This is a genomic window from Flavobacterium denitrificans DSM 15936 (assembly GCF_000425445.1).
In the GTDB taxonomy this organism is placed as follows: Bacteria; Bacteroidota; Bacteroidia; order Flavobacteriales; family Flavobacteriaceae; genus Flavobacterium; species Flavobacterium denitrificans.
In genome coordinates this window covers 38,928-51,082 of sequence record NZ_AUDL01000008.1, presented here as the reverse complement: position 1 = coordinate 51,082, position 12,155 = coordinate 38,928, and the positions used below count along the sequence as shown (strand labels likewise).

Sequence of the window (12,155 nt, the reverse complement as noted above, 5' to 3'; positions counted from 1 at the left end):
GGGTTAAATGGTTAATACTATTTTTAAAATGAAACATTCAATCCAAAATTCAATCCCCATTGGAATTGATTGAAAGATTGGTTGTTCAAAGGGTTAATATAATAATTCATTGCTGGTTCTACAAAAATGTTTGTTTTTTTATAAAAGCGATATTGTACCGTGCTGCTTAATGTTGGACCGTAAACAAAATCATTTGCGGTTGCGTTTTCACCTATCTTGTTTCCATCAAGAGCCATGTTGTTAGCAATTAATTTTCCAACAAAACCGCCAGTATTTAAACTAACACTTGCTTTGTTTTTAGAAAAAACAGCATACGAGACCTCCAGAGGCATTTCGATATATTTTAAGCTTTGATCTAAATTTCCACTCTGAATGTTTTCACTTTTCAGTGCATTTTTGGTGTTGTTAGACACAAGTACATAACCTTGGTTTGTTGCAATTTGCGGAACCGTTGCATTTTGAACTAAATAATCGCTGGTTCCTAAAAATGCATTATTTTTCGTGCTAATATAAGAAACATTTGCAACACTCTGCCCTAATTCATTTATTTTAAACCCAGAACCTACAGTCCATTTTTTGTTGAGTTTATATTTTGTTTTTACCCCAAAACTGCTCCCTTGTTTAGAATCGTTAACATTGCCTAGGGTTTTATCATTTTTATAATTCTCTGAACCCGCTACACCTGCAAAAACTTGAAGCGCCCATTTTTCGGCTTTTGTTTTTGAATCTTTCTCTTTTTCTTTTTTTCTGGGTTCTATAAAATTAGCCAGTCCATCATGAATATTTTGAAGCTCTGCTAATTGTATAGAATCCTGCTTACTCAAAGCAGCATTGAATTTTGAATTGTTTTTTTGCATATTCTCAGCAATTGCTTTTTCTGATTTTTGATTCTTAATTATGGTTTCATTTTTATTTTCAGAAACTGTAGCTTGATTTTTGCCTGTATTTTTATTTGCCGAATTAAAAGCGACATTGTTTGAATTTGAATTCGGATTGCTTTCGAAAATCGAGTTTGGAAGTTGATTTTTAGAAGAATTATTAAATGAATTTGCTTTTTTGCCTGTAAAAGTTTTTTCTGCTAAAGCTTTGTCTAGATTTCTTTTTTCATTTTCAGAAAATTGATTTTTTTCAGCTGAATTAAATCCATTTTGTTTCCCAGCAACATAACTTTTTATTGCGACAGCCTGATTCGAATTTCTTTTTTCAGTATTCAAATTCTGATTTCCTGAAGCTGAAAATTGATTTTTATCTGCTGAATTAAAGCCATTTTGATTTCCAGAAGGATAATTCTTAATCGCAACCGCCTCATTTGTATTACTGTTTACCACATTTGATTTTGAAACGGCGGTTTTTGTCTTGTTTTCTTTTTGAGAATCAACATTGGCAACTGCAGTTTCCTCAAGTGGATTTACACTAGTATTTTGAATTGGATTCGAACTGTTTTCTGAATCTGGATTTACAATTCTATCTTTATTTGATTTTGAATTTTGATCCTCAGTTGAAGTCGGTTTTGTTTGACTTTTGCCATTTTTATTTTCGTCAAGAACTACATTGTTTTTTTCTACGGCATTCCCCGTGCCAATTTTATTGCCAGAATTAGACAAAACCATCGGAAGTGATAAGCACAATAGCAAACATGCTGCCGCCGACCACCAAAGAATAACTCTTTTCTTCTTTTTAGGTTGGTCTAATTTTTCCTCAATACCCGCCCATAATTCTGGCGGTGGAACACTCGAAAAGTCTTCCAATGATGAAAAAATATCTTCTATTTTTTGCTTCTTCATGCTGTTTTAAAATTTTTTATGCTCAAAATCCTCTTCTGCAAAATGCCCTTGGCTCTATTTAGGTTTGATTTTGACGTTCCTTCTGAAATCTTCAATAACTCGGCTATTTCCTTATGTTTCATATGCTCAAAAACATATAAGTTGAAAACCGTTCGGTATTGATCGGGTAAATCCCGTATGTATTCTAGTAATTTCTCTTTTTCTATCGGAATCGTTTCTAATTCTTCTTCTTCAATAAAATCAGTATCAGGATCAAAAACATCTAAAAAGAAACTCTCTTTTTTCTTCTTATTTAAAGTTTCAATGAGTTTGTTTATAAAAATCCGTTTCATCCAGCCTTCAAAACTTCCTTCAAATTTATATTGGCTTATTTTCTGAAAAACGATTACAAATGCTTCTTGAAAAACATCTTTGGCATCATCTTCATTCTTCATATACTTTAGACAAATGCCATATAAAACCGGAGAAAACAGCTGGTATATTTTCAGCTGTCCTTCTCGGTTATTCTGCATGCATTGCTTAATGTATTTATCTAAATCGTCTTTCAAAAAAGTGGTATTGTTTGGTTTTGCAAAAATAGTTTTTAAATCTTAAAAAACTATCTTTTAAAGATGCTACGCGCCGCATCTTGATTATTGCTTACAATGGTTAGGTTTTGATTGTCAAGGTTTTCGATTACGTATGTTTTTCCTTCAAAGGTAATCAGGTCGTGTTCTGCATGATCAGAAAAACCTATTCCTTTTCCTATTTCATAAGAGTTGTTTCTTATTTCGACATCATTTTTATAGGTGATAACTCTTCCGTTTGAAGTAAAAATTACTTTTTTGGTAAAACCTGCAGTTTTTGGAGTTGCCGTGTAAGGATTGCTGGTCCCTCCAACAGACTTTTCCCAAATCCAAGTATTCACAATTGATCCCGAATTTACGTTTGATGAATCAATAGAATAAGCTGTAGAGAAAAGCCCAAAGACAATAAGAAATAAAAAGTGTTTTTTCATAATCAGATTATTTTAAACTTGTGATTTTATCTTTAATAGCTTTTTTGAAAGCGATGATATCAGCACTTTGATCAGCTGTATCGTTGTTGTCAATAAATATTTTAGTAATAGATGCGCCTTGTTTCAATTGGAAGAAAATACCACCTTGATCTGCTGCATCTGGCGAACCATAAGTTTTAGTTTGCCCTTTTAGGCTTAAAATTTCTGCAGGGATAACTTTTCCAAATGCTGTATACTCTTCTCTTTTCGTTTTAGCAGAATAAGCTGATTGCTCAAAATTGAAATTCCCTGGAGCAGTACTGGTTAATTTCAAAACATTAAATTCATTTAGTTGATAAAAGTTCTGACAGTCAGCACCTGTACATTGTCCAAAGTAACTTCCAATGATAATATTATCCGGAGTTTCAGTAGTTTTTTTGAAAATGATTGTTTTGGCCGATTTTGGAATTACAATAAAATCCGAAGGATATGTTGGAGTTGAATAAGTAGCTTCTCCAGATTGAGGACCACTTTCGTAATAACTGATTATAATTTCGCAGTTGTTTTGAACAATCGAAGTCATTTTAATATTATAGCCACTTGTCGCTTTTACACCAGCAAAAACACCAACCAACATATTTTTCGTAAAATCGATAGTCGGATCAGAGGCAACGGGACATGAATTTTCATGCTTCGTGAAAAGTGAATTCATTTTATCTTCTGACATTACTACAAAAGCAACAGGATTATCAGGGTAATTTTTAACAGAATAATTACATAAAAGAGGAAAGCCTGTAAATGCTAACTCCGTATTAGCACCACAGTCCATATTTATATCATCATTTCCAAGCGAACACCCGCTCAATCCAAAAGCTATAAACAAGCTCAACATCAATTTTTTCATTATATTATTTTAAATAGGTTATATTGTGTAGATGGCTGAGGTTTAAAATGGTTGCGTTGAAAATGTTTTTTTCTGTGATTTTTTTTAAAAATGTTTGTTTTAATATAGAATGTGCACGAATTAGTGAAATTTTAATTTTAAAAAATCAGAACTACGTATTATTGCGTACTTTTACTTAAAAAAAACTTAGTTATGTTTGACTTTTTCCCAATTCTACTGGCTTTTATTGTTGCTCTCTTTTTAGGTATTTACTTAGGAAAGCTATTGACATCGGCTAAATCGCAGGCTGAAAAAGTGAGTTTGGAAGAAAGATTAAATGCCAACTTCAATCAGCAACAATTACAGAAGGAGCAATTTGAAAATGAAAAAAACAGTTTTCAGAAGCAGTTGCAATTAATTAATGTTGAAAAAGAAAATATCAGAACCGAGAAAGACAGTTTAGCAATTCAGCTATCAAAAAAAGAAGTCGATTTTGAAAATTTGTGGGAGCGTCATAAAGAACAGAAAATTGAAATCACTGAACTTCAGGAAAAATTCACCAAAGAATTTGAAAACCTGGCGAATAAAATCCTTGAAGAAAAGTCGGCTAAATTTACCGAGCAGAACAGCGAAAATATGAAAAGCATTTTGTTGCCATTACAAGATAAAATTCAAGGATTTGAAAAAAAAGTCGAACAAACCCATAAAGAAAGTATTGATTATCACGCGGCTTTGCGCCAGCAGATTATTGGTTTAAGCGAAATGAACGCGCAAATGAGTAAGGAAACCTTGAATTTGACAAAAGCTTTAAAAGGCGACACAAAAATGCAAGGGAATTGGGGGGAGTTAGTTTTAGAACGTGTTTTAGAAAAATCGGGCTTAGAAAAGGGACGCGAGTATGAAGTGCAACAGAGTTTTACCAATACCGAAGGGGCTCGAGCTTTACCTGATGTTGTGATCAATTTGCCTGACGGAAAGAAAATGATTGTCGATTCTAAAGTTTCGCTGGTGGCTTATGAAAAATGGATCAATGAAGAATCAGAAATCTTAAAAATTGATTTTCTGAAAGAACACGTAAGTTCTATAAAAAGACATGTAGAGCAACTCGGAAACAAAAATTACCACGATTTGTATCAAATGGAAAGTCCGGATTTTGTATTGCTTTTTATTCCGATTGAACCGGCTTTTGCCATTGCACTAAACGAAGATGCTACCTTGTATAATAGAGCTTTCGACAAAAATATTGTCATTGTGACTCCGAGTACCTTATTGGCTACTTTAAGAACAATCGACAGTATGTGGACCAATCAAAAACAACAAGAAAATGCTTTTGAAATTGCGAGACAAGCGGGAGCATTATATGATAAATTTGAAGGTTTTGTGACAGATTTAGTCCGTATTGGAAACAAAATAAAAGACACGAAAACTGAATATGAAAGCGCAATGAACAAATTAGTTGACGGAAAAGGAAATCTGATTTCAAGCGTTGAAAGACTTAAAAAAATGGGAGCGAAGGCAAAAAAATCGCTTCCGGAAAACATCATTGCAAGAGCTTCAAATGAAGACGAAAATCAATTTTTAAATTAAAAAATATTTAAACACATAGAAACATAGGTTTAGTTTGTCTTTAAAAGAACTAAGAAAGAAACTTGTTTCTCACATATAGAAAGTTATGCGAATTTATGCAAGTGAAACGTTTTTTTAAGCTTTCAATGTGCTATGATTCTATGTGTTTAAAAAATCATAACAAACTTACCAAATAACAAAAACATGACTACAGATTTTAAACCCGTTTCTTCATCAAAGATTAGTATATCAGAATTAATGTTGCCATCGCATACCAATTTTAGCGGTAAAATCCACGGAGGATATATTTTGCAATTACTGGATCAGATTGCTTTTGCATCGGCATCAAAATTTTGCGGAAATTACTGTGTAACCGCTTCAGTAGATACAGTGAACTTTTTGAAACCTATTGAAGTAGGTGAATTGGTAACTATGAAAGCTTCCGTAAATTATGTGGGAAGAAGTTCAATGGTTGTAGGCATTCGTGTCGAGGCAGAACATATTCAAACAGGAGTGGTAAAACATTGCAATTCATCTTATTTTACCATGGTTGCCAAAGATAAAGATGGAAAAAGTGTTCAGGTTCCAGGACTTATTTTGTCGAATCTTGATGAGGTGCGTCGTTTTAGAAAAGCTATTAAGCACATCGAAATCAAAAAAGAAATCGAAGAGCATGAGAAAATCGCAAACATTAGTTCGATTGAAGATTTGGCAAGTTTGGAAAAATATAATGTGCTTTTAGAAATCAGCTAATAAATGTGTAAGATGTGAAATGTAAGATGTGAAATATATCGCATTTCACATCTTATATTTCACACTCTAAATATTCACAAATTTTTAGCAATAGTTCAAGAAGTTTTTACAGAGAAATTACGTAACTTTAAGTATACATTTTTTGTTTATGGAATATTTCACGGAGTACTGCCATTCTATTTTTTTATCCATTATCTTAAGTTCTGATTTTCTCTTCTTAAAATAAAAAAATCGAATGACATAATTGTTTAATGATGACGATTATGAAAAGAACTACTTTATTAATTTTACTTTTTACTGCATTTTCTTTGCTCGCTCAAGACAAATTTAAAACCAATTCAGCGGTTGTAAATTTTGAAGCTTCAGTTCCTTTTTTTGAAGAAGTAAAAGCGGTAAATAAGCTCGGAACTCTTGTTCTTGAACCTGAAACCAGTACGCTTATATGTACTGTTGTAATCAAAGATTTTAGATTTAAAATGGATTTGATGAAAGAGCATTTTAATGATAATTACATCGAAAGCCATCGTTATCCTAAAGCTGTTTTTAAAGGTAAAATAGAAAAATTTGATTTGAAAAATGTAGATGAAACTGAAAAAGAATACGATATTAAAGGGAAATTGTATCTGCATGGAAAATCAAAAATGATTACCGTAAAAGCATTATTGAAAAGAGTTCCTGAAGGAATTCAGATTGTTTCTAATTTCCCACTTTCAGTAGAAGATTTTAATATCGAAATTCCCTATGTTGTGGCCAACAAAATTTCAAAAACTGTCCAGACCGATTTGATAGGAATCATGAAATAAAAAATGACGAAGATTTTTACAAATTCTTTAGGTATTTAAAATAAATGGGTAGCAGCATAAGCCTCAAGAATTTGTAGAATCTGAGTCGTTTTTTAATGCAGGCAATTCAGCAATGTTTTTTCTAGATCAGTGAATTGAAATTCAAATCCGGTTTTTTGTATTTTTTGAGAAGATACTCGCTGTCCTTTTAAAACAGCCTGACTCATTTCACCAAGCGCAATTTTAAGGAAAAAAGCTGGTATCGCAGGCATCCAAATCGAATAACCTAAAATCGAAGCTAATGTTTTTGAAAATCCTGCATTTGTCGTATTGTCAGTAATGCAGGCGTTATAGGCGCCATGCATGCCTTCATCTGTAATTGCCTTCAAATAAATTTCGGATAAATCATCAATATGAATCCAAGGCAAATATTGTTTTCCGGTTCCTAAAACAGCACCAAATCCAGAATTAAAACTCGGAACGACTTTTTTTAGAAAACCTTCATTTTTTCCAAACACAATTCCAGTTCTGATTTTTACCGTTCTAATTCCTAATGTGTTTATTTTATCGACGGTATTTTCCCAAACTTGGCAAGTTGTGCCTAAAAAATCATTTGCTGGAGGCGTTTCTTCGGTACAAATTTTATGGCTTGTTATAGCGCCATAAATCCCAATAGCAGACGCAGAAACAAAAGCTTTTACTGTTTTATTGTTTTCTTTTAAAACAGAATAGATGAGTTCAATAGGTTTTGTGCGACTTTCTAAAATTGCTTTTTTGCGCTTTTTTGTCCATCTTTTTTCGACGATTCCTTCGCCAGCAAGATGCACAATATAATCTGCCTTTAAAACAGCTTCTTTTTCAACGAAATTCTTTTTCAAATCCCATTTGTAATACGTTATTGACGGTGTGTCTTTTTGTTCAGAACGACTTAAAACAGACACTGAAAATCCATTGTCGATAAGAACATCGGTCAGATGTTTACCAACAAATCCACTTCCGCCGGTCAGTAAAACATTTTGAGCCATAAGAGTTTATAATATATTTAACAGTGCATATTGTTTAAGGATTAGTAAAGGTACTTAAACAATGCTTACCTTTAAGGCAAATTCTAAATTTTAATAAAATGGCGACTAAAAAAAAGGTAATTACCAAGGATGATATCGTTTCAAAATATATGGATGAAGTTCTAGAAAAAGGCCAAAAACCAAAATCAGTTTATCATTTTGCAAAAGAAAATGATTTTACCGAAGCTGAGTTTTATGCTTTTTTTGGAACATTAGAAGGTTTAGGAAAAGAAATATTCCGATTGTTTTTTGAAAACACAGTTAATCTGCTTCACAAAAATGAAGAATATCAGCAATATGATATGAAGAATAAAATGCTGAGTTTTTACTATACTTTCTTCGAGATTTTGACAGCAAACAGAAGCTATGTTTTGCAATCACTTAAAATCGACAGAAATCCGCTTAAAAATTTAGTGCAATTAAATTCGCTCAGAAATAGCTTTAAAGAATATGTTTCTGAAATTCTGACGGATGATTATAGATTAGAACAGGAAAAACTTCAAAAATTTCAAGAAAACGCTATTCAGGAATCAGCTTGGTTGCAGTTAATGTTGACTATTAAATTCTGGATGGATGATGAATCTGCCGCTTTTGAGAAAACCGATATTTTTATCGAAAAATCAGTTAATGCTTCATTCGAATTAATGAATGTCGCGCCAATGAATCATTTGATAGATCTAGGAAAATTTCTGTTTAAAGAAAAAATCTACAGCAAACAATGAAAACTATCGATTATATTCCAACTTCAAAAATAGAGAGAGCCGGAAAATTAGTTCAAACTGGAGCAAAAATTGGTGTAAACTATGTAAAGCATTATGCCGAGAAAATTGTAAATCCAGATTTGACCCGAGATAAATTAAATGAAAATAATGCCGAAGATATTTACGACGGATTGAAAAGCTTAAAAGGAAGCGCCTTGAAAGTCGCCCAAATGTTAAGTATGGACAAGAATTTCTTGCCTCAGGCTTATGTGGAGAAATTTTCGCTTTCGCAATTTTCTGTTCCGCCGCTTTCTGCTCCGTTGGTTTTAAAAACTTTTAAAAGCAATTTCGGAAAAACGCCTTATGAAATTTTTGACGAATTCAATCCAAATTCGATTAACGCGGCGAGTATCGGTCAAGTGCATTTGGCAAAGAAAAATAATAAAAAACTGGCCGTTAAAATTCAATATCCGGGCGTTGCAAACAGCATTTCATCTGATTTGGCTTTGGTAAAACCAATTGCTATCAGAATGTTTAATCTGCAAGGAAAAGATTCGGATAAATATTTTAAGGAGGTCGAAGACAAATTGATTGAAGAAACCAACTATTTATTGGAATTAAAACAAAGCCAAGAAGTTGTTGATGCCTGCAGTAAAATAGAAAATATCATTTTTCCGAATTATTATCCAGAGTTTTCGTCAGAGAAAATCATAACAATGGATTGGATGACGGGAATTCATCTTTCTGAATTTACAGCAAAAAATACAGATCAAGAAGTTGGTGATAAAATAGGGCAGGCGCTTTGGGATTTTTATATGTACCAAATTCATGTTTTGCGAAAAGTGCACGCAGATCCGCATCCTGGAAATTTTTTAGTCGATGATCAAAACCAGTTGATTGCTTTGGATTTTGGTTGTATGAAACAAATTCCAGAAGAATTTTATACACCTTATTTTGAGCTAATCAATAAAAATGTGATTACTGATGAAAAGCTTTTCAATAAAAAACTGTTCGAATTAGAAATTCTTCGTGAAGATGATTCACCTGCAGAAATTGAATATTTTACTGAAATGTTTCACGATTTATTGTCGCTTTTCACGAGACCTTTTCAAAACGAAACTTTCGATTTTGCCGATGAAACTTTCTTCAATTCAATTGCTGAATTAGGAAAACGTTTTTCAGAAGATACAAACTTGAAAAAAATGAACGGAAATAGAGGTTCTAAGCACTTTATTTATATGAATCGTACTTTCTTTGGACTTTATAATTTAATGTTCGATTTGAAAGCGAAAATTGTGGTGGAGAATTATTTGAATTATTAAGAATTGTTTCTTTTGTTTCAAATTTCAGGTTTCAAGTTGGCTTAACTTTAAGCTTAGAACTTTGTCAAAGTTTTAAACTTTGACAAAGTTTTTTTCGTTTAGTTTGTCATCTCGACGAAGGAGAGATCACACTAGAAACTCGATATAGAATGTCGCCAATCTTTGGCGATTTGCGAGTGTGATCTCTCCTTCGTCGAGATGACAAGATTGCGGATAAACGTCCAGCAAAACCTGAACCTGAAACTTGAAACCTGAAACCTGAAACTTGAAACTTGAAACTTGAAACTTGAAACCTGAAACCAAAAAAACTTATTTCAAAATGCCAGCCTTATAAGTCGCAATCGCGCGATCTCTCGCAAATGCATGATCAATCATAGGTTCGTTATAGCCCAAATCAAATTCAGGAATCCATCTTCTGATGTATTCGCCTTTTTCATCAAATTTCTTTTGTTGGATTTCCGGATTGAAAACTCTAAAATAAGGTGCCGCGTCACAGCCTGTTCCTGCCGCCCATTGCCAGTTTCCAACATTTGACGCCAATTCAAAATCCAGTAATTTTTCGGCAAAATAAGCTTCTCCCCATTGCCAATTAATGAGTAAATGTTTGCATAAAAAACTGGCTACAACCATCCGCACGCGATTGTGCATATAACCGGTTTCATTGAGTTGACGCATTCCGGCATCGACCATTGGGTAGCCGGTTGTTCCAGAACACCAGCGTTTGAAATCTTCTTCGTTGTTGCGCCATTGAATTCCGTCATAATTGGATTTGAAATTATGATTGACGCAATTTGGGAAATTGAACAGTATTTGAATGAAGAATTCTCTCCAAATCAATTCGCTCAAAAAGGTCTGATTTTTTCGGTTTGCCCAATTCACTAATTTCCGAATGCTAACAGTTCCAAAACGCAAATGTGGAGAAAGATAAGAAGTACTGTCTAAAGCCGGAAAATCCCGGGTTTCTTTATAATTTGAAATCTGAGATAAATTATGTGGAAGTACTTTTATGGAACTTCTTTCAAAACCGATTTCTGATAAATCAGGAAATTTGAAATTGTTTTTTGCAAAGTTTGAATAAAAGGGTGCCGAATCATATTCTGGTGCAGCTCCTGAAAAATGATATTTCTCGAGCCATTTGTTTTTATAAGGCGTGTAGACTGTATAAGGAAATCCGTCACCTTTTGTGATTTCTTTTTCTTCGAAAATTACATGGTCTTTAAAAGAGAAAGATTCGATGTTGTTTTCCTTTAATAGAGAAGTTATTGAGGAATCTCGTTCGATTGCAAACGGTTCGTAATCTTTATTGAAGAAAATATTTTGAATGTCAAATTCCTCCATAAGCGATTTCCAAACATCTTTTGTTTTCCCTTTTTTAATTATAATTGAAGAACTGAATTTATTTAATTCTGAATTTATTTTTTTAAGCGAATCATAAATGAAAGTTACTCTGGCGTCATTTTTTGGAAGATTATCTAAAATATCTTCGTCAAAAATAAATAAAGGAATTACAGGAAAATCCGATTGTAACGCATGAAATAATCCGGTGTTGTCTTCTAAACGCAAATCGCGTCTAAACCAGAAAAAGGAAACTTTTTGTTTTGTCATTGTTGTTATTTTTGCTAATCGAATTTTTAAGTTCTTTTTCTTCTAATGCCGAAAATTGCTCGCAAAGATGCAAAGGCGCAAAGTTTTATTGAAAAGCTTTACAGAAAATGCTTTGCGACTTAGCGTCTTTGCGAGATTAAAAAAGTAAGCAAGTAAAAGAAATGCGACTTTATAATTTAAAAGCTTTTTTGTTTACCATTAAGTTGCACAATCTGTGGCTGTGGTTTTGAATTAAATAATTCTTCAATTTTATTATGGCGGAAATCAAAAATCGTTTTGAGTTTGTTTTTTACAATTATCGTGTTCATGAATCGGCCTAAGATTCCGAGAGGAAGCGCATAATGAACAATATCTGTCATTTTTGTTCGGCCGTCTTTTGTGCGTTCGAAGAAATGTTTGTGATGCCATAATTTGTACGGACCAAAACGCTGAATGTCGATGAAATATTCGTTTTCCTTACAAGCTGTAATTTCGGTAACCCATGAAATCTTAATTCCTAAAAGAGGTCTTAAAGTATAAGTTATAATTTGTCCATGATACATTCGTTTGTCATCGAAATCTTTAATTGTGAAATTCATATTATCAAGTGTGATCGTCTGAAGGTTTTTTGGACTGGAGAAAAAATCCCAGCAATCTTCGACACTGGCATTTACATATTGAACGGTTGCTATTTTGTATAATTTCATTTCTTGCTGAATAAATTGTTACAAATGGCTTTA

General features: G+C 32.9%; 12 protein-coding genes. 5 read left to right on the top strand and 7 right to left on the bottom strand.

Annotation, left to right across the window (positions count from 1 at the left end):
- Positions 1–23: 23 nt before the first annotated feature.
- From H600_RS0103835 to H600_RS0103820, 4 genes are read right to left on the bottom strand one after another with little or no spacing between them, the layout of a single operon-like run.
- The gene (locus H600_RS0103835; protein WP_026727554.1) at positions 24–1,784 is read right to left on the bottom strand and encodes a hypothetical protein; all 1,761 of its coding nucleotides are present in this window, start codon (positions 1,782–1,784) and stop codon (positions 24–26) included.
- Positions 1,781–2,332, bottom strand: a complete 552-nt coding sequence (locus H600_RS0103830) for an RNA polymerase sigma factor (RefSeq protein ID WP_026727553.1) — start codon at positions 2,330–2,332, stop codon at positions 1,781–1,783. The genes H600_RS0103835 and H600_RS0103830 overlap by 4 nt, the downstream gene beginning before the upstream one ends.
- Positions 2,333–2,382: 50 nt before the next feature.
- Positions 2,383–2,781 carry a hypothetical protein gene (locus tag H600_RS0103825; protein WP_026727552.1) on the bottom strand — a complete coding sequence of 133 codons (399 nt, stop codon included), beginning with the start codon at positions 2,779–2,781 and terminating at the stop codon, positions 2,383–2,385.
- A 7-nt stretch (positions 2,782–2,788) separates the two neighbouring features.
- Positions 2,789–3,664, bottom strand: a complete 876-nt coding sequence (locus H600_RS0103820) for a protease complex subunit PrcB family protein (protein ID WP_026727551.1) — start codon at positions 3,662–3,664, stop codon at positions 2,789–2,791.
- Between the two features lie 192 nt (positions 3,665–3,856).
- Here H600_RS0103820 and H600_RS0103815 point away from each other — a divergent pair, with 192 nt between their 5' ends.
- From H600_RS0103815 to H600_RS0103805, 3 genes are all read left to right on the top strand, one after another.
- Positions 3,857–5,230 (top strand): DNA recombination protein RmuC, encoded by a 1,374-nt coding sequence (locus H600_RS0103815; RefSeq protein ID WP_026727550.1) that lies wholly within the window; start codon positions 3,857–3,859, stop codon positions 5,228–5,230.
- A gap of 183 nt (positions 5,231–5,413) precedes the next feature.
- Positions 5,414–5,962 (top strand): acyl-CoA thioesterase, encoded by a 549-nt coding sequence (locus H600_RS0103810; protein WP_026727549.1) that lies wholly within the window; start codon positions 5,414–5,416, stop codon positions 5,960–5,962.
- 263 nt (positions 5,963–6,225) lie between these two features.
- Positions 6,226–6,765 carry a YceI family protein gene (locus H600_RS0103805; RefSeq protein ID WP_026727548.1) on the top strand — a complete coding sequence of 180 codons (540 nt, stop codon included), beginning with the start codon at positions 6,226–6,228 and terminating at the stop codon, positions 6,763–6,765.
- A 92-nt stretch (positions 6,766–6,857) separates the two neighbouring features.
- Here the strand turns inward: H600_RS0103805 and H600_RS0103800 are convergent, their stop codons facing one another.
- A complete protein-coding gene (locus H600_RS0103800; RefSeq protein WP_026727547.1) occupies positions 6,858–7,769 on the bottom strand; it encodes a TIGR01777 family oxidoreductase in 912 nt (303 codons plus the stop codon).
- A gap of 98 nt (positions 7,770–7,867) precedes the next feature.
- Here H600_RS0103800 and H600_RS0103795 point away from each other — a divergent pair, with 98 nt between their 5' ends.
- Both H600_RS0103795 and H600_RS0103790 read left to right on the top strand, forming a co-directional pair.
- Complete coding sequence (locus H600_RS0103795) at positions 7,868–8,530, top strand: TetR family transcriptional regulator C-terminal domain-containing protein (protein ID WP_026727546.1); 663 nt, start codon at positions 7,868–7,870, stop codon at positions 8,528–8,530.
- A complete protein-coding gene (locus H600_RS0103790; RefSeq protein WP_026727545.1) occupies positions 8,527–9,831 on the top strand; it encodes an ABC1 kinase family protein in 1,305 nt (434 codons plus the stop codon). Before H600_RS0103795 ends, H600_RS0103790 begins: the two co-directional genes overlap by 4 nt.
- Positions 9,832–10,140: 309 nt before the next feature.
- Here the strand turns inward: H600_RS0103790 and H600_RS0103785 are convergent, their stop codons facing one another.
- Together H600_RS0103785 and H600_RS0103780 are read right to left on the bottom strand one after the other, a co-directional pair.
- Entirely contained in the window at positions 10,141–11,436 is a 1,296-nt protein-coding gene (locus tag H600_RS0103785) for a cryptochrome/photolyase family protein (RefSeq protein ID WP_026727544.1), read from the bottom strand.
- A 176-nt stretch (positions 11,437–11,612) separates the two neighbouring features.
- Positions 11,613–12,122 (bottom strand): SRPBCC family protein, encoded by a 510-nt coding sequence (locus tag H600_RS0103780; RefSeq protein WP_026727543.1) that lies wholly within the window; start codon positions 12,120–12,122, stop codon positions 11,613–11,615.
- Positions 12,123–12,155: the final 33 nt, after the last annotated feature.